General features: G+C 59.2%; 10 protein-coding genes. 4 read left to right on the plus strand and 6 right to left on the minus strand.

The genetic code is table 11. The features are described 5' to 3' along the window. Window positions 1–69: 69 nt before the first annotated feature. On the minus strand, window positions 70–2,268 hold the full coding sequence (gene priA / locus AC2D8U_RS13880; protein WP_484619664.1) for a primosomal protein N': 2,199 nt from the start codon (window positions 2,266–2,268) through the stop codon (window positions 70–72). Between the two features lie 234 nt (window positions 2,269–2,502). Here priA and rpmE point away from each other — a divergent pair, with 234 nt between their 5' ends. From rpmE to AC2D8U_RS13900, 4 genes are all read left to right on the plus strand, one after another. Further along, window positions 2,503–2,718: a 50S ribosomal protein L31 gene (rpmE, locus tag AC2D8U_RS13885; RefSeq protein WP_484619665.1), complete on the plus strand. Its 216-nt coding sequence runs from the start codon at window positions 2,503–2,505 to the stop codon at window positions 2,716–2,718. A gap of 234 nt (window positions 2,719–2,952) precedes the next feature. Then, on the plus strand, window positions 2,953–4,206 hold the full coding sequence (locus AC2D8U_RS13890) for a malic enzyme-like NAD(P)-binding protein (RefSeq protein WP_484619666.1): 1,254 nt from the start codon (window positions 2,953–2,955) through the stop codon (window positions 4,204–4,206). Window positions 4,207–4,302: 96 nt separating this feature from the next. Continuing rightward, entirely contained in the window at window positions 4,303–5,601 is a 1,299-nt protein-coding gene (locus AC2D8U_RS13895; RefSeq protein ID WP_484619667.1) for a MipA/OmpV family protein, read from the plus strand. Between the two features lie 192 nt (window positions 5,602–5,793). Further along, on the plus strand, window positions 5,794–7,305 hold the full coding sequence (locus AC2D8U_RS13900; RefSeq protein WP_484619668.1) for a sulfatase-like hydrolase/transferase: 1,512 nt from the start codon (window positions 5,794–5,796) through the stop codon (window positions 7,303–7,305). Window positions 7,306–7,906: 601 nt separating this feature from the next. Here AC2D8U_RS13900 and AC2D8U_RS13905 read toward each other — a convergent pair. The 5 genes from AC2D8U_RS13905 to AC2D8U_RS13925 form a co-directional block, all read right to left on the minus strand. Continuing rightward, the gene (locus AC2D8U_RS13905; protein ID WP_484619670.1) at window positions 7,907–10,288 is read right to left on the minus strand and encodes a GH92 family glycosyl hydrolase; all 2,382 of its coding nucleotides are present in this window, start codon (window positions 10,286–10,288) and stop codon (window positions 7,907–7,909) included. Window positions 10,289–10,551: 263 nt separating this feature from the next. Then, complete coding sequence (locus AC2D8U_RS13910; RefSeq protein WP_484619671.1) at window positions 10,552–12,042, minus strand: sulfatase family protein; 1,491 nt, start codon at window positions 12,040–12,042, stop codon at window positions 10,552–10,554. 49 nt (window positions 12,043–12,091) lie between these two features. Further along, the gene (locus AC2D8U_RS13915; RefSeq protein WP_484619672.1) at window positions 12,092–14,734 is read right to left on the minus strand and encodes a glycoside hydrolase family 3 C-terminal domain-containing protein; all 2,643 of its coding nucleotides are present in this window, start codon (window positions 14,732–14,734) and stop codon (window positions 12,092–12,094) included. Window positions 14,735–15,221: 487 nt separating this feature from the next. After that, a complete protein-coding gene (locus AC2D8U_RS13920; protein ID WP_484619673.1) occupies window positions 15,222–16,700 on the minus strand; it encodes a sulfatase family protein in 1,479 nt (492 codons plus the stop codon). 53 nt (window positions 16,701–16,753) lie between these two features. Then, window positions 16,754–19,387 carry a glycoside hydrolase family 3 C-terminal domain-containing protein gene (locus AC2D8U_RS13925; protein WP_484619674.1) on the minus strand — a complete coding sequence of 878 codons (2,634 nt, stop codon included), beginning with the start codon at window positions 19,385–19,387 and terminating at the stop codon, window positions 16,754–16,756. Window positions 19,388–19,449: the final 62 nt, after the last annotated feature.

Below are 19,449 nucleotides of genomic sequence, written 5' to 3' on the forward strand. Positions count from 1 at the left end.
GCGTTAAAAAACGGGCCGAAATCGGCGGATTATCGAACCCGATAGTTTAACGGCGGTTCGCGTTAAAAACTACAACAGATCTTGCGGATCGCGCTCCAGGTGCCAGCGGCAACGGCGATCCGGCTCCAGTGCCTGCAGCTGGGGCAACCAGGTGTCCATGGCGCGCTGCAACTGGGGCCGGGTCGGAGCCAGGATCAGGGCCTGGAAGCGGAACTTGCCGGCCTTACGCTCCATGGGGGCGGGCATGGGGCCGATCATCTGCACCGCTTGGCCGTCGTCGGTCTGAGCCAGGCGCTCCTTGGCGTCTCGAATGAAGTTACGTGCCACGTCGGCAAAATTGGATTCACTGCGCAGGATCGCCAGCTGCCAATGGGGCGGCAGTTGAGCCTGTTTGCGTTCGGTCAGGGCGTCCTGGGCAAACGCCGGGTAACCGGCCCCCATCAACTGGTGCAGCAGGGGGTGCTCCGGCTGATGGGTCTGCAGCACCACCTCACCCGCCTTGCTGGCGCGGCCCGCCCGGCCCGATACCTGGACATAGAGCTGGGCCAGACGCTCGGCGGCGCGGAAATCGGCGGAAAACAGGGCGGAATCAACATCCAGCATGGCCACCAGAGTGACGTCCGGGAAATGGTGACCCTTGGCCAGCATCTGGGTGCCCACCAGGATCTTCACCTCCCCCTTGCGGATCTGCTCCAGCTTGGCTTCCAGGCTGCCCTTGCGGCTGGTGCTGTCCCGATCGATCCGTACCGAGGGGTAGCCGGGGAACAGGCGTTCTAACGCCCCTTCGAGTTGCTCGGTGCCGACCCCGCGGGTAAACAGTTGGGTGGAGCCGCAGTCGGGACATTGCTTGGGCAATCCGCGCTGACTGCCACAGTGGTGACACATCACCATATTGGCACTCTGGTGGACCGTATAGAAGGCGTCACAGCGCTGGCATTCATGCAGGTGACCACACTCGTGACACAGCAGGGCCGGGGCAAAACCTCGGCGGTTGAGGAACAGCATCACCTGGTTGCCCGCCTCCAGGTGGCTGCGGATCCGCGTGATGAGTGGCGGCGAGAGGCCGGCATCCAGGTGCAGGTGACGGATATCCTGCAGGATCTGCTTGACCGGGCGGCCCAGTCCCGCCCGCTGGCTCAGCTTCAGCTGGCGGTAGCGGCCACTTTCCACATTGTTAAGGGTCTCCAGTGAAGGGGTGGCGCTGCCCAGGAGGATCGGTACCTGTTCCAGCTGTGCCCGCATCACCGCCAGATCTCGGCCGTGATAGCGAAACCCCTCCTGCTGCTTAAAGCTGGCGTCGTGCTCCTCGTCGATGACGATCAGGCCCAGGTCCGGCAGCGGGGTGAACAGCGCCGAACGGGTGCCGAGCACAATCGCCGCGGCACCGGCCCGGGCTCGTTGCCAGCTTGCCAGGCGCTCTGAGTCATTGACGCCGGAATGCAGCACTTCCATGGGCAGTGGGAAACGACGGCGGAACCGGCCAATGGTCTGGGGAGTCAGGCCGATCTCCGGTACCAATACCAGCACTGTCTTGCCTTCACGCAACACTTTCTCCATGGCGATCAGGTAGACCTCGGTCTTGCCCGAGCCGGTAACGCCATCCAGCAGGAAGGGGGCAAAGCCTTCACTCTGGTTGATGGCGGTGACTGCGACCGCTTGTTCCGTGTTTGGCACCGGCGGTTGCTCACCCAGCTCGAAATCTGCTCTCCAGGTGCGGGTAAGCTGGGGCTGCACGGTATGCTCTGCGATCAGTGCCTTGCCCAACAGGGCCTTGAGCGAGGCTCGGCTGAACTCCAGCTCACCGACACGCTCATCCTCCAATTCATTCTGGGTTTGTATGTAGGCCAGGATCCGGGCCTGTTGGTGTGCTGACTTGAGGTCATTGGGATTGAGGGCTTTGCCCGCCTCGGTCAGCCGCCACAGGGTGCGCGGGGCGGGCTCACTGCTCTCCCCCTTGCGCAGTTTTACCGGTAGCAGTTGGGGCAGCACCATGCCCAGCGGTGACAGGTAGTAGCGGCTGGCGGTATTGGCCAGCTTCCAAAGATTGGGGGGCAGCAGGCATTCGCTGTCGAGCACCTGGGAGATGGGCTTGAGTTTATCGGCGGGCAGATCACACTCTGCGCCGGTACTGATCACGAAACCGATCTGATGACGGCTGCCAAAGGGCACCTTAACCCGGCTGCCTATGGTGGGCAGGGGTTGGCCTTCGAGGGCGAGGTAACTGAACAGGCGCGGCAGCGGGACCGGCAGGGCAACTTGGATAAACACGGTGGCTCACAATAGGCTGGGATCCTGACTACCCTATCAAAGTGGAGCGCGTGCGGGCAGTGTCATGGGCACAGGTTGTGCCTTAAGTGATCAATGCGGTGCAGAAATTGGTCAATTGACCTTGCCCGATGGGGGACATTGCTATAAGATCTCGCGCCCTAAACCTATGTGTAACTTACGTGTGGTGTCCGGCTTAGATCCGGATAGCGACACGGCCTTAATTGAGGTTTTCCCATGAAACAAGGTATCCACCCGAACTACGCCGAGATCACTGCTCAGTGCTCTTGCGGTAACACCATCAAAGTTGGCTCCACCGTGGGCAAAAACATCCACCTGGATGTGTGCTCCGCCTGCCACCCGTTCTACACCGGTAAGCAGAAGGTTGTAGACACCGGCGGTCGTGTTGAGAAGTTCAAGAACCGTTTCGGCGCGCTGTCTTCCAAGAAGTAAGCGATTCGAACGATTCGAAGAAGGGCGCCCATTGGGCGCCCTTTCTTTTTGTTTTCTAACTCCTGTCATCACACCATCCCCCACCTGACTTTTCTTACCTCATCAATGGTTTAAATAACCGTCGTTGCAAAGATGTGAATTTTTGTGATTCAACCTTTGCTTTTGTCCGGGTAAGGGTTATGTTTTGCGCGTTCTCCATGAATGTTTTCCACTCGTTGTGAAGAAGATAACAATATGACCGACCTGCGCGAACAAGCCCTCGAATACCATGCCCAGCCGGTGCCCGGCAAGATCAGCATCGCCCTGACCAAACCCGCCGAAACCGCCCATGATCTCGCCCTGGCATACAGTCCCGGGGTGGCCGAGCCGGTTCGGGAGATCGCCGCCAATCCCGAGGATGTGTACCGCTACACCAACAAGGGCAACCTGGTCGCGGTGATCAGCAATGGCACCGCCATCCTGGGCCTGGGTAATCTCGGCCCCCTGGCCTCCAAGCCGGTGATGGAGGGCAAGGCCCTGCTGTTCAAACGTTTTGCCAACATCGATTCCATCGATATCGAGGTGAAACACCGTACTCCGGAAGAGTTTATCGATACCGTGGCCAACATCGCTGACACCTTTGGCGGTATCAACCTGGAAGACATTCGTGCGCCGGAATGTTTCGCCATCGAGCAGGCCTTGATCGAACGTTGCCAGGTGCCGGTGTTTCATGACGATCAGCATGGCACCGCCATCGTGACTGCCGCCGGCATGTTGAATGCGCTGGAGATCCAGGGCAAAGCCCTGTGTGACAGCACCATCGTCTGCCTCGGGGCCGGGGCGGCGGCCATCGCCTGTATGGAGCTGTTGATCAAGTGTGGTGCCATGCGGGAGAAGATCTACATGCTGGATCGTAAGGGGGTGATCCACACCCGTCGCGACGATCTCAACGAATACAAGAAGCTGTTTGCCAACAACACGGATAAACGCACCCTGCAGGATGTGATCACCGATGCGGATGTCTTTGTTGGCGTCTCTGGGCCCGATCTGCTGTCCGCTGCCGACGTGAAATTGATGGCGGATAAGCCGGTGATCTTCGCTTGCTCCAATCCTGATCCTGAGATCAAACCTGAGGTGGCCCATGCGGCCCGACCGGACGTGATCATAGGTACCGGACGCAGTGATTATCCCAACCAGGTCAATAACGTTCTCTGTTTTCCCTTTATCTTCCGTGGCGCGCTGGATGTACGGGCCAGTTGCATCAATGATGAGATGAAAGTGGCCGCCGTCCATGCCCTGCGCGCCTTGGCAAAAGAGCCGGTGCCGCAGAACGTGCTGGAGGCCTATGGCAGCGAGGGGATGAGTTTTGGCGCCGACTATGTGCTGCCTAAGCCAGTGGATGGCCGCCTGCTGCCGCGGATCGCCAGGGCGGTGGCCCAGGCGGCCATAGACTCGGGCGTGGCGGGAGTTGAAACTCTGCCGGAAGGTTATCTATCTACTGATTTATAGTCACTTTCTAGCAATACTTTACGGTTTGAAGCGGGTTCTGCCGCTACAATAGAAAGGCTCGCAATTGGCGAGCCTTTTCGAGTTTTTGGGATTGTTATGCTGTTACGTATTTTCGCTGCCGTCTTGTTCAGCGTCTCCAGCCTACCTGTGTTGGCGGTGCCCGGCGCCGAACAAAAACCGGAGTGGGGGATCGCCGTGGGTGCCCGTTATGCGGATATCCCTTATGCTACCGATGTGGATCAAGTGATGGATATCACGCCATTGATGTTCATCAACGGCGAGCACTTCTATCTGCATGGAATGGAAGCCGGTGTACACGCGTGGCAAAATGACGCCCACCAGCTCACCCTGTTTACCCGCTACCGTTTCTTTGATATTCCACGGGAATTTCAAAACGAGGTGCAGGCGGACAGTTTCGACACGGGTCTGCGCTTCCGCATGATGCCGGGTCGAGACGATTTTTTTGATATCGAGGTGCTGGCTGATGGCAATGGCCGTAGCTATGGTCACTTTCGTTATGGTTTCTATCATCAAGAGGGGAGTCTGGAGCTGTGGCCAAGCATGTCGCTGGACTGGCGCTCCAGCCGCTTCAATGAGCATTACTACGGGTTAAAACGCTTTAAGGCGGATGCGGATCTGGGCGGTAGTGCCGGGATCGATCTGCGCTATCACGTGCACAGCAACTTCTATCTGCTGGGGAATGCCAATGTCGGCGTTTTGGGTGGCAATCTGAGTGATCTGCCGCCCCTGGACTCCCGCTATAACATCGAGACCTTCGTGGGCTTTGGTTTCTTTCCCAAGCCGGATCAGCGGAGGGACAGGTTACGGTTTGATGATCTCGAGGGTCATTATGTGCGTGTCGCCCACGGTTGGGCCACGGAGTCCAATATTGGCGACATCTTTGCGGGCAACCGGGTTAAAGATCCCTTCAACAACCAGCTGACGTCGGTGTTTTGGGGCTATCCGCTGACCAATGAACTCTTTGGTTTGCCGCTGGATATCTACTTCACTCCGGGTGGTGTCGTTCACCACAGCAGTGCCGTGCAGGATCAGAGCTATGAAGGGGTGCTGGCGATGAAAGCCTATTACACCTTTACCTGGCCTATCCGCTGGCGCTTTGGGGTGGCTGAGGGCCTCTCCTATGTCTCGGATATCACTTATATCGAGCAGATCGAGATGGATCGCAAGGGCTATCGCCCATCTAAATTGATGAACTATCTGGACTTTTCCTTGGATGCCAACCTGGGGGACCTGCTGGGCTGGTCGCAGTTGGATAATCTGTGGCTGGGCTACAGCCTGCATCACCGCAGTGCCATCTTTGAAACCAATTCTCAGTTTGGCCGCATTAAGGGCGGCAGCAACTACAACACCATCGCATTGCAGTGGCACTTCTAGTTGCAGTGATGGCCATGAGTCGCCCGGCGTAAGCCGGGCTTTTTTATGCTCGGAATCACTTCGTTGAGCATTTGTGTGCCATTTACACAGTTTGACCTCAATAGCCCTTCGCCTCGTTAGAATGAGCACGATAAATGGCAAAGCACCGTCGTTGCGCTTGGCCACAAGAAAAAAGATAACAATGAGGTTGATATGCGAGTAGGAAAGCGAATTGGACTGACGTTCCTGAGCGTTGGGGTGTCAACGGCCTTGTGTGCGGCGCCGACGGAAACGGCCCCCACGGCTGGCGGAGCAGCTCAAGGAGTTGGGAAACAACCCAATATCATTATGATCTTCACCGACGATCTGCACTACGGCGCACTCGGGGTGACCGGCTCGGTCAACACCAAGGCCGAGACGCCGCATATCGACCGGATCTTCAACGAAGGGGTGAGCTTCCCTCAGGGCTATGCCACTCATGCGGTCTGCGCCCCCAGTCGTGCCGGCCTGATGACCGGCCGCTACCAGGCTCGCTTCGATTTCGAGACCCTGCCGGGCAGCACCGAAGAGCGGATGGCGGCTCGCTATGGCGTCAGCCTCGATGAGATCATGATGTCGAATGTGCTGCAGGACGCGGGCTACAAGACCCATGCGATTGGTAAGTGGCACCTGGGTTCGAATTCCGAGTTTCAGCCTCATAACCGGGGGTTTGATCACTGGTTTGGTTACCGTGGCTCCTGTGGTTTCTACCAGTTCCGCAGCGAGAACCGCGCCGTCAACCTGGGCCAGCCTCTGCCGCCGCTGGATCTGAACGAGAAGCCGAACCTGGATATCGTGCGCAACGATGAGTCGGTGCATGTGCGCGGCTACCTGACCGAAGCCTTCGCTCAGGAGGCGCGGGATATTATCCTGCGGGAGAAGGAGGATCCTTTCTTCATCTACTATGCCCCCTACAATGCCCACGCGCCGGACATTGTGCCTGCCCATTACGTTCCCGAAGGCGGCACCAAGCATGATGGCGTGATCGCCGCACTGGATGTCTCGGTGGGGGTGATCCTCGATGCGCTGGAGGAGGCTGGCGTGGCCGACAACACCCTGGTGGTGTTCTCCAATGACAATGGGGGTAAGCGGGAGTACAGCACCACCTTCAATGGCGGCAAGGCGAGTTACTATGAGGGCGGCGTACGGGTGCCGTTTGGCATGCGCTGGCCGAACCAGATCGAGGCGGGCACCACCTTTAACGGCATGGTGTCGACCCTGGATATGCTGCCGACCTTTGCCGCCGCTGCCGGGGCTGAGATCCCTGAGGGCGTTGAGCTGGATGGCAAGGATCTGATGCCATTCTTGAGTGGTGAGCAAGCCGAAGGTGAGCTTCGTGGGGTGCACTTCTGGCGCAATACCGCGAACCGAGCCGTGCGTGACGGCGACTGGAAGCTGGTTTGGATCATTGATCGTAAAGCCCACAAGGCCAAGCTGAAGGAGCTGGGGATCGAGCACTTCAAGGGCCGTAAGCCGATCCACGCCGAGCGTGATGATGCCCTGTTTGGTGCGCCACAGCTCTACAACCTGGCCGAGGATCCCCAGGAGTCCAAGGATCTGGCCCGGCAGTATCCGGAGATCACCGAGCGGATGGTACAGACCTTCAAGGCGTGGGAAGCCACCATTCCCAACTGGCGGGATGGTGACACTGTGAAGATCGCCGAGATCAGCGCCGCCGACGATTAAAGGCGAGTAAGCGAGAGCAAACAGGCCGGTGCAGAGGATGCACCGGCCTTTTTTATGGTTCATCGCGGATCTCCGGGGAGCAGATACGCCTTTGTAATGAAACGGCTATCTGAGCATTGAACTATTTGGTGCTTAGCCATTGTTTAGAGGCCAGTTTCTCCGCCAGCTTTTAGGCCGACTTTGAGGTGCCCGAGTGAAGCCCGGTAAGGCAAGGGGGAGGGCCTGGATGGCCCGAAAGGCCAGCGGAGGCAGGGATGCTGACTCTGGCCGGGACCGCAGCCGAACCGGGTGAGAACGAGGATAAGCACCGAGTGGAGGCATAGGGGAGTCCAGAGGGGCTCGCCCCTCTTGTTGCCGTCGCCAACGCGACAAACAGTGCTGATGAACCACGAAAAGTTCACGCCAGCCTGGCGTCCGCAAAATTCCGCCAACCGATGTGAAATCAGTGCACACGGATGTGGATAGGCTCCCCGCAAAAGTGCGAAGAACCTTTTTTATGGGCTCTGCTAGGTGTTTGCCGTTGCCCGAGTGACCGGTGTCGTGGCGTGACAGCACCAATAACAAGGCCGCCCCAAAAGGGCGGCCTTGATGGTTTTCCAGGTTAGTGTGTTGGCTGGCTCAGGGACGGCGGACGCAGGCTGGGATCCGTGCCCCATTCCTTGTTGGGCTCCGGCCCCATGGTGAATTCGATCACCCCGCCGCGGCTGAGCTCGTCGAAGTGCAGCCAAGCCCGATCGACGGGCTCACCGTTGAGGGTGAGGGACTGGACGTAGACGTTGTCGGCCGAGTTGTTGCGGGTGACGATCTCCAACTGCTTGCCACTGTGGTACTCGGGATCCAGCTCGATGGTGATCCGATCGAAGATCGGGCTGCCGACGATGTAGACGCCGGAGACCGGATCCACCGGATGCAGGCCCATGGCGCTGAGGATGTACCAGGCGGACATCTGGCCCAGATCTTCGTTGCCCGGCAGGCCCCGCGGGCCCGTGCCGTAGGCTTCATCCATGATGATCCGCGCCCACTTCTGGGTCAGCCATGGCTTGCCGGCGTAGGTGAACATGTAAGGCACATGGTGCACCGGCTCGTTGGCGTGGTTGTAGTACAGGTTCCAGCCGGTGAACTGGCCCTTGGACTTCTCGAAGAAAGGCTCCAGGTGATCCAGGAAGGGCTCGTCGCCCCCCATCAGGTTGATCAGCCCCTGCACATCGTGGGGCACGAACCAGCCCTGCTGGTAGGGGTTGCTCTCCACGGTCCCGGCGCCTTTCAGCAGACCCTTCCATTCAGCCCACTCGGTGTCGCTGTTGCGGGTGCGCATGTTGCCTACCTCGGGATCGTACACCTTGGTGTAGTTCATCGAGCGCTTAAGCAGGAACTCGGCGTCCTCATCGCGGCCCAGGGCTTCGGCAAACTTGGCGACGGCGTAATCGGCGTAGGCGTGCTCCAGGGTGCTGGACATGCTGCCCGGGGTGTAACCGTGCTCGTTGTAGAGCGGACGTGCCTCGTCGATCCCCCCCTCCATCACGGTTTTCAGGGCGGCCTCGTAAGCGGCGTCGACGTCAAAGTTGCGCACGCCACGCAGGTAGGCTTCGGCGAAGACGATGGTGGCCGGATCGCCGACCATGCACTGGGTATAGGCGTTCATCATCTCCCAACGGGGCAGGATCCCGCGACCACTGAGTTGGGCGATCTGGGTCAGGCTGTTGACCTCATCGTTGACGATGTCGGGGCGCACGATATTGAGCATCGGGAACTGGCTGCGGAACACGTCCCAGCCGCTGAACAGGCTGCGGTAGACGAAGCCGTCCGCCTGGTGCACCTGATTGTCGGCACCTATGTAGTTGCCGTCATAGTCGGAGACTGAGCGGGGATCGATGTAGGCGTGATACAGCGCCGTGGCGAAGATGGTCTTTTGCTTTTCGCTGCCCCCTTCGATGGCGACGCCGCTGATCTCCTTGGCCCACAGCGCCCGGTTGTGACGCTGTACGGCGGCGAAATCCCAGTGGGGGATATCGATGGCCAGGTTGGCCTTGGCCCCGTCGACGCTGACGAAGGAGATCCCCGCCTTCATCTGTACCTGATCACCCTTGGTGGTGGGGAATTCGAAGAAGAAGCCGGTGTTATGGCCCTCGATCTTATCCACCTGACGCTGGATCTTGCGGCCGTCCCAGAAACCCCAGTTCTCGATAGGCTGGTCGAACTGGGCGTAGAAGTGCAGGTTATAGCTGACCTTGCCGTGGCCCCGGCCCCAGCCGCCATCCGCGCTCAGCGCCTCGATGGAGCCCTGCAGGGTGTAGTCGTCGATCTTCTCGACGGACTGGATCCCATATTTGACCTGCGCCTCGCGCATGCCGATGCGGCGGGCAAAGTCGATCTGCACCCGGCTGGTGTCGGCGTCCGGGTAGGTGAAGCGCAAAATGCCGGAGCGCGGCGCGGCGGCCAGCTCGACCTGGACATCGTAGTCATCCAGGTGCACCGAGTAGTAGCCGGCCTCGACCGTTTCATTGTCGTGGCTGAATTTGGAGGCGACCGGGCTGGTCATCAGTCCGCGATTGCGCTTGGTGCGGAAGTACTTGAGCTCCTCGCCGGTGGAAGGCATCACCTGCAGGTTGCCGAACTCGCCGAACCAGCCGGCGCCGGACAGGCGGGCGAAGCTGAAGCCCTCGATCTCATCGTGGGTGTAGCAGTAACCCGGCGCAAAGTCGCGGCCGGTGATGGTGTCCGGGCTGAGCTGAACCATGCCGAACGGCGTTGCCGGACCCGGGAAGGTCTTGCCCAGGCCATGATCCATCCCCTCTTTGACGGCCCAGGTGCCGATGATGGGATCGATATACTCCACCAACTGCTCGCCGGACATGGCCCCAGAGGTCTGCGCTGGGCTCGTGGCGGTGCAGGCGGTGGTGGTGGCCACCAGCAGCGCCAGCGTGGCGCTCTTAAGTGGTCGGCAGCCTTGCCAGGGGACGGTATTGCGTATTTTTTTTATCATATTTTCTTCGTAACCCGTTGTTTTTTCTTATTGCAAAAGCCTTCCCCTTTTACAGGTGCGAACTTTAAAGGGAAACACTGCCAGTTAGTATTTGCGATCGGTGCCAATAGATCCGTCGGCGGTCCGATTGTGCAGGGGGGATAGGGGGCCTGGCTCTGCCGTTTCACCATGCGCTGGCTTAGGGTGTCGTCTCGAACCGCCGACAGGAGTCGGTAGCCAAGAGATTTAGCGATCCTCTGTGCGGGGAGGGCCGGGGTCCTGGCTCACCTCTGGGATGGGCGATTTGTCCAACGCTCCTGCCAGGCGGATTGCTGCAGTCGGTGGGGCAGATCGTACCGCCCGCGCAGGTTGGGCGGACCAAACAAGGGATCGACGTTGTCCTGGTTCCACTGCTCCCACAGTTTTTCCAGGGTCGCGACCCGTTCGGGATACTGCTTGGCCAAATCATGCTGCTCTGCAGGGTCATCCGTCAGGTTATAGAGTGCGGGCTCACCCGTTGGTTTTCGGTGAAAGTCCTTGGCGCTATGGACCAGCTTCCAGTTGGCCTGCTGCACTGCCCAGTTAAAGCCGGTGCGCCAGAACAGGGCCTCGTGGGGGGCAGCATCGGACTTGCCCTGCAGGTGAGGCAGCAGGTTGATGCCGTCGGTGATCTCGGGCGCTTGCCCTCCGGCCGCCGCCAGAGCGGTGGGCAGTACGTCGATCTGCAGCACCGGTTGGTCATAGATGAGTCCCTTGGGCAGTTGCGCCGGCCACTGCACCAGGTAGGGGACGTGGATCCCCCCCTCATATAACTGACCTTTGCGTCCTTTCAACGGCACATTGTAGGACCCATTGTCGCCGGGTTTACCGCCGTTATCACTGATGAAAAACAGCAGGGTGTTATCGTACAGCCCCTTGGCTTTCAACTCGTCGAGGAAGCGACCGATGTTGTCATCCAGCTGAGCTAACATGGCCAGTAACCGCCGTCGTTTCTTTGGGGTGACCGCCTTGTCGGTTGAACCTTCGGTATAGGCGTTGGGCAGCACGACATCGAGATCCGCGATACGGTCATGGTAGCGCTTGGGAGCGTCCGTAGGGCCATGGACGGCGGTGTAGGACATGTACATGAAGAAGGGGGTGTCCTTGTGCCGACGAACGAAGTCGATTGCCTTGTCGGTATAGATCTCGGTCAGGAACATTTCACTGGTTTTGGCATCCAGCTCCTCGTCCCAGAAAGCCAGACCATAGTCCAAGTGCTCCTGTCTTAAGTGCAGCTGGTTACCCGGATTGATAATGCCGTAGTACTCGTCAAACCCCTTATTGTGGGGCAGTTGCGGCTCTGAGCTGCCCAGATGCCATTTACCGAAGGCGAAGGTACGATAGCCCAACGCCTGAAAGTGGTTGGCCAAAGTGGGTTCCTCTATGGGTAAGCCGAAGGGGGTCTCCGGCTCTTTTGCGACGGCGTTACCTCCGTAGTGCAGTTCATAGCCCAATCGTTGCTGGTAGCGTCCGGTCACAAGCGAGGCACGAGAGGGGCCACACATGGGGGAGGTGACATAGCCGTTGGTCATCAGTACGCCGTCGTCGGCAATGCGGTCGATGTGCGGGGTGTGTACATCGGCGCTGGCATGCGGATAGGCGCTGATATCGGCATAGCCCAGATCGTCAATGTAGATCACGACGATGTTGGGTGCCGATGAGGTATGGCTGGCGGCGAGCAGTTGCAGAGGTAAAAGGCTCAGCGGCAATAGAGAGGCCAGTTGTTTTTTTAACATCAAGTGCTCCTGAGAGCCCCCGAAGGGGCCGCTCCTTATTGGCTTGACGTTACAGCAGGGTGATGCTGTCCGTCAGGGCAATATTGTCCGAGGCATTACCCACGCGGATCTCGTAGCGATCGCCCAGGGCCCAGTCCTTGGCCTTCTCATCCCAGTAGGCCAGATCGGCCACGTCGATGGAGAGTGTTACCGTTTCGGACTTACCGGCTTTCACGCTGATCCGCTCGAACGCCTTGAGGCGCTGCTTGGGCTTGTCGCTGCGGTCGAACTTGTCGTGGACGTAGACCTGCACCACTTCGTCGCCGTCACGCTTACCTGTGTTCTTGACGCGAACGCTCAGATCTATGGTGCCGTCGGCCTTCACCTTGTTGGACTTCAGCTTGAGCTTGTCCAGGGTGAACTCGGTGTAGCTCAGGCCATGGCCAAAGGCCCACAGCGGCTCCTTGTCGAAGTACCAGTAGCTGCGGCCCTTGGCGATGTCGTAGTCGTCAAATGGCGGCAGATCATTCCAGGTTCTGACAAAGGTCAGAGGCAGTTTGCCGCCGGGGTTGTTGTCGCCGAACAGGGTGTTGGCGATGGCGGTGCCGCCCTGTTCGCCCGGGTACCAAGACTGAATAATGGCGGGGATGTTGTCTTTGAGCCAAGGACTCTCGATGGAAGAGCCCGACTGCAGGACCACAACGGTGTTGGGGTTAGCCTTGACGATGCTGTGCAGCATGTCGGTCTGCGCCGAGGGGAGGCCTTCGAACGGACGGTCCATCGCCTCACGCTCATATTCGACCGAGAGCCCCATGATGGCGATCACGGCATCGGCTTTCTTGGCGACTTCCAGTTCGCCTCCGGTAAACTCACTCTGCTCCTGCGGTAGCTCCCAGCCAAAGCGCAGGGCCGCCTCTTTCGATTTGGGCTCTCGCATGAAAAGGACACTAATTTCATAGGTTTTTGATGCGTCAAGATGGATCGCTTGGGTCGTGTGGGAGAGCTTATTGGGATTGCCTTTGTCCTTTAACAGAGGGCCATCGTTGACCCGGATCGCAGCTTGGCCGCCGAGCTTCTCCAGCCCAAGGGTATAGAGGCCGGTTTGCGGTGGTACGACGGTGGTGGTGTATGTGACGGAATAGGTGTCCTTGCTGAGCTTCTGGTGAGGCTTGTCGTTGCCCCAAGTAAAGTCAACCTGGCCGACATTGTCCCGAGCGACAGGCTTGCCGCTCGCCTTCTGGTTACCATAGTACTCGGCACGCCAGACCCCCATGCCCTGGTTATCCAGCAGAGTGATGTTGTCCATCGGAATGGGCGACAGTTTTGCCTGCTTACTTTCCTTCCAGGGCACATAGAGCACTTTGACATCATCACCCAGGTAGTTGCGGATCCCCTCCAGGGGGTTGACCGAACTCTTTGGGATCCCGCTGTAGGTGCCAAGATTAAGGACGTTGGCATTGGGGCCGATGACCGCAACCGTCTTGAGCGTCGATTTATCCAGTGGCAGCAGAGGCATGCCGTTTACCGGTTCGTTCTGCAGCAGGACCATCGACTTCTCGGCAATCTTCAGGGCGAGATCGCCATGGGAAGCCATGGTTTCAAACGGGATATCTTTCCAGGGGGAGATCTCTTCGGGATCAAACATGCCCAGTTTCAGGCCGACTCGCATGGTATTACGGAAGCCACGATCCAGGCTTTCGGAGTGGGCTTTGCCCCCTTTGATGGCCTTGACGGCCTCGTGGCGAAGCATTCGAGTATTGTCGAAATCCAGAGTCTCGGCGTTCAGTACCGCCGCAGCAGACTCGACATAGTTGTCGTAGATCTCATGCCCGCTGTAGCCCCGCTCGCCCCATCCCTTGGTGAGCATCAGCATGGAGCCGTAATCGCCCAAAACGAAGCCGTCGAAGCCCCATTCCCCGCGCAGGACATCCTTGACCAGCCAGGTGTTGGTCACCGCTGGCTCACCATTGAGGGCATTGTAGGCGGTCATAATGATCTTGGCCTTACCCTCCTGCACCACTTGCTTATAGGCGGGGAAGTAGTATTCGCGCAGTTGTTTTTCCGAAATATTGGCGTTGCCTTTGAAACGGTTGTGCTCTTCGTTGTTGGCGACGAAATGTTTGGCGCCGGCGGCGGTCTTCAGGTATCTGGGGTGGTCACCCTGCAGTCCCTGAACATAGGCGGTGGCCAAGGTACCGTTGATCAGCGGGTCTTCGCCATACGCTTCCTGTGTGCGGCCCCAGCGTGGATCGCGCGCAATGTTGATCACCGGTGACCAAAAGGTCAGTGGGCCCCTGCGGCCACGTTCCAATACGGGGCCGTTGTGATACTGGGCCCGAGCCTCATCGGAGACCGCATCGCCCATCTGTTTGATTAGTTTCGGGTCCCAGGTGGATGCCAGTCCCGTTCCGATGGGGAATACGGTGGAGGCGTTTTTCCTTGGCGCTGCCAGGCCATGCAGGGCCTCTCCCGGCATAAATGCCTTGAGTCCCAGACGTGGTACTCCGCCGTTCCTCAGGGTCATCATATGAGCCTTCTCTTCGTCGGTCAGGCGGGCGCTGAGATCGTCCAGCCTGGCCTCGATGGGCAGAGTGTGGTCATAGAAGGGGATGTTGTATTTGGCGATCTCTTCCGCCGACATGTTGGCGTGAGCCGAACTCCAAAGTACGGTTATGGCCACGGCCATGGCCAGGCTGACTCTATGTGTCTTCATGGAACATCCTGTAAGTCAAACAATCCTATTGATGCCGCACGTAGGGGGGCAGGGCAGATAACGCTAACATCCCATTTGACAGCGCATGTGAGTCACTCGGGTATAGTCTTTAACAAATATTACATTCGCGTAAATTCGATCTGTGGGTCCGGACGTGGTCGCGGCTGGGCTAAGCCCTGGTGTGGTCTTGACGGCCTGCTCTCCTTTCATTGCGGCAAAGCGGCAAGGGGAGGGACTCGAAATGGGGGTTTAGTGGGAGTTTCGTTCGAATGAGGGGCGGACGAGCAGGAACTGCACTATCCACCTTGGCTCAACGGTTGCGCGTTGCATGCCATCAAGCCCGTTTGGGCGAGAGGGTCATGGTGAGTTCAGGGGCCGTTCGTCTTGGGGTCATTGGGGACTGCGGCTTTGTGCCAGTAACACAAAGCCGCAATCTCCCTGCGTTGTGGGCTCGGGTGATAACTTTTCTCAGTTCGCCCGATGTCAGTTATGGCCGATTCTTCCAGCGTTCACGCCAGGTGGGCTCAAGCAACCGGTGAGGCATGTCGTATTGCGGGCGCAGGTTGGGCGGGCCGAACAACGGGGTGACATTGTCCTGGTTCCATTGGTCCCACAGCTTCTGCAGGGTTTCAGCCCGCTCTGGGAAGCGTTGGATCAGGTTCTCCTGCTCGCCCGGATCGTCTCCCAGGTAGTAGAGTTCCGGCTCCCCTTTGGGTTTGAGATAGAAGTCCCTGGCACTGTGCACCAGCTTCCAGTCGCCCTGCTGCACCGCCCAGTTGTGGCCGGTACGCCAGAACAGCGCCTCGTGGGGCGGGGTGTCGGTTTGGCCTTGCAGGTGGGGCAGCAGGTTGGTGCCGTCGGTTGCCTCCGGCGCCTTGGCACTGGCCGCCGCCAGGGCGGTGGGCAGCACGTCGATCTGCAGCACCGGCTGGTCGTAGATCAGGCCCTTGGGCAGCTGCGCCGGCCACTGCACCAGGTAGGGGACGTGGATCCCACCCTCCAGCAACTGGCCCTTCTGGCCTTTGAATGGCAGGTTATAGGAGGCGTTGTTGCCCGGCTTGCCGCCATTGTCACTGATAAAGAACAGCAGGGTGTTGTCGCTCAGCCCATGGCGCTCCAGCTGGGCCATAAAGCGCCCTACGTTGTCGTCCAGCTCAGCCAGCATCGCCAGCAGCTTGCGGCGTTCCTCTGCGGTGACGTGGTAGCGCGGATCCTCACTCTGGTACTCCTCCGGCAGGACCACCTCGATGTCGGCGACCTGCTCGTGATAGCGCTGGGCCGCATCGGTGGGGGCATGCACCGCCGTGTAGGAGAGGTACATGAAGAAGGGATCGTCCTTGTGCCGGTTGACGAAGTCGATCGCCTTGTCGGTGTAGAGCTCGGTGAGGAAGATCTCTTCGCTCTTGGGATCCACTTTGTCATCCCAGAAGGTGAGGCCGTAGTCGATATGCTCCTGGGTCAGGTGCAGCTGGTTGCCCGGCTCGATGATCCCATAGTATTCGTCGAAGCCCTTGCTGTGGGGCAGTTGCGCCTCACTGTTGCCCAGGTGCCACTTGCCGAAGGCGAAGGTGCGATAACCCAGCTGCTGGAAGTGGTGGGCGATGATGGGCTCGGACGCCGGCAGGCCAAAATCCATCTCGGGATCGCGGGCCACGGCGTCGGGGCCCCAGTGCAACTCATAGCCGATCCGCTGTTGGTAGCGGCCGGTCACCAGGGCGGCGCGGGAGGGGCCGCACATGGGGGAGGTGACGTAGCCGTTGGTCATCAGCACGCCATTCTCGGCGATGGCGTCGATGTGCGGGGTGTGCACATCGGCGCTGGCATTGGGGTAAGCGCTGATATCGGCGTAGCCGAGATCATCCACATAGATCACCACCACATTGGGCGGTGTCGCGGGTACGTTGCCAGCCACGGCCGCCAGCGGCAGCAGCGCCGCCGGCAGCAGAGTGACTCCAAGTTTGTTCATTATCTTCTTCCCTTCCTAATAAAGCGCGACCCTAGCGGGCCGCGCGGTTTCGGTTACTTCAAGGTGACGGTCGTGCTCAGCGGAGTATTGTCCGAGGCGTTGCCGACCCGAATTTCGTAGCGATCGCCCAGGGCCCAGTCTTGGCTCTTCTCATCCCAGTAGGCCAGGTCGGCCACGTCGATGGACAGCTTGACGGTCTCGGACTTGCCGGCTTTCACGCTGACCCGCTCGAAGGCCTTGAGGCGCTGCTTGGGTTTGTCGGCGCGGTCGAACTTGTCGTGTACGTACACCTGCACCACTTCGTCGCCATCACGCTGGCCTGTGTTGCGCACGCGCACGCTCAGATCTATGGTGCCGTCGGCTTTGACCTTGTTGGACTTGAGCTTGAGCTTGTCCATGGCAAAGTCGGTGTAGCTCAAACCGTGACCGAAGGCCCACAGCGGCTCCTTATCGAAGTACATGTAGGTACGTCCCTTGGTCAGATCGTAATCGCCGAATGGCGGCAGATCACTCCAGCTTTTGACGTAGGTCAGTGGCAGTCTGCCTGCCGGGTTGTTGTCGCCAAACAGGGTGTTGGCGATGGCGTTACCGCCCTGCTCACCCGGATACCAGGATTGCAGGATGGCCGGGATGTTGTCCTTGAGCCAGGGGCTTTCGATGGAGGAGCCGGATTGCAGTACCACCACGGTATTGGGGTTGGCTTTGATCACGCCGCGCAGCATGTCGGTCTGGGTCTGCGGCAGGCCTTCGAAGGCGCGGTCGATGGACTCACGCTCGTACTCGGTGGACAGGCCCATCACGGCGATCACCGCATCGGCCCGTTTGGCGACCTCCACTTCGCCACCCTTAAAGGTGCTTTGCTCCTGCGGCACCCGCCAGCCAAAGCGCAGCTGGTGCTCTTTGACATTGGCTTTGCGCATGGAAACCACGGTGAACTCATAGGTCTGGGTGGCGTCCAGTTCGATCTCTTTGGTGGTGGTCACCAGCCTGTTGGCATCACCATGATTGCGGATCAGCGGACCGCCGTTAATGCTAATGACCACGTCGGCGCCCTGATGCTCCAGGCCCAGGGTGTAGAGGCCGCTTTGCGGTGGTACCACGGTGGTGGTGTAGGTCACCGAGTAGCGATCATTGGTCAGGCCCTTGTGGGGCTTGTCGTCGCTCCAGCTGAAGTCGATGTGGGCGACGTTGTCCTTGGCAACGGGCTTGCCGCCGGCGTGGGCGTTGTTGTGGTACACCGCGTTCCACACTCCCAGGCCCTGGTTATCCAGGGTGGTGATGTTGTCCATCGGGACATGGGTGAGTTCGTCCTGACCCTCGGACCAGGGCACGTACAGCACCTTGACGTCATCACCCAGGTAGTCACGAATGCCCTGCAGCGGGTTCACAGGATCGGTGGCGGTGCCGGAGTAGGTGCCGTAGTTGAGCGCATCGGCGTTGGGGCCGATCACCGCGACGGTTTTCAGCGCCGACTTGTCCAGCGGCAGCAGCGGCGTGCCATCGACCGGTTCATTTTGCAGCAGCACCATGGAGCTCTGGGCCACCTCGAGTGCCAAGTCTTTAAAACTGGTTAGGGTTTCAAAGGGCAGATCTTTCCAAGGCGACAGCTCTTCGGGATCGTACATGCCCAATTGCAGGGCGACCCGCATGGTGTTGCGGAAGGCGCGATCCAGCTTTTCCAGGGGCACCTTGCCCTGTTCCATGGCGGTCATCAGTTCCTTGCGAAATACCCGGGTATTGTCGTAATCCAGGGTGTCGGCATTCATGACGGCAGCGGTGGCTTCGACGTAGTTGTCGTAGATCTCATGGCCGGTAAAGCCACGCTCGCCCCAGCCTTTGGTCGTCATCAGGATGGAGCCGTAATCACCGATCACAAAACCATCAAAGCCCCATTCACCGCGCATCACATCACGCACCAGCCAGGTGTTGGTGACCGCCGGCTCACCATTGAGCGCGTTGTAAGCGGTCATGACGATCTTGGCGTTGCCCTCCTCGATGGCCTGTCGATAGGCCGGGAAGTAATACTCACGCAGCTGCTTCTCACTGATGTCGGCGTTGCCCTTGAAGCGGTTGTGCTCTTCGTTGTTGGCGACGAAGTGCTTCGGACCGGTGGCAGATTTCAAGTAGGTCGGATGATCCCCCTGAATACCTTTGATGTACGCGGTCACTATGTCTCCGGTCAGCTTAGGATCCTCTCCGTAGGCTTCCTGAGTCCGGCCCCAGCGGGGATCGCGTGCCAGGTTGATTGTCGGGGAGTACATGAACAGCGCCCCACGCTGGCCGAACTTGTTGAACTCTGGACCGTTGTGGTATTGGGCACGGATCTCATCTGAGACGGCATCGCCGGTTCGTAAGATCAGCTCTCTATCCCAGGTGGCCCCCATGGAGATGGAGGTGGGGAAGACCGTATGAGAGTTGGTGCGTGGCGTGGAGAGGCCATGCTGGGCCACCCCTGGTTGAAAGGGTTTGAGGCCAAAACGGGGCACCCCGTTACTGCGCATGCTGATCATCTGGCCCTTTTCCGCCGGCGTCAGTCGAGCGGTGATGTCATCTAGGCGCACTTCGATGGGCAAGTTGTGGTCGTAGAAGGGGATCTCGTATTGGGCGATCTCTTCGGCACTCATGCCCGCCTGTGCGCCGGTGGCAGACATGGCCAGAGCAATTGTCAGACTCAGTGGGGTTCTCATAGGTATCCTTTCCCTTTATATAAGCAACAATGGCGTGTGATAGCGTTATCACAGGCCATTAA

The sequence above is a fragment of the Ferrimonas sp. YIN67 genome, assembly GCF_057219095.1.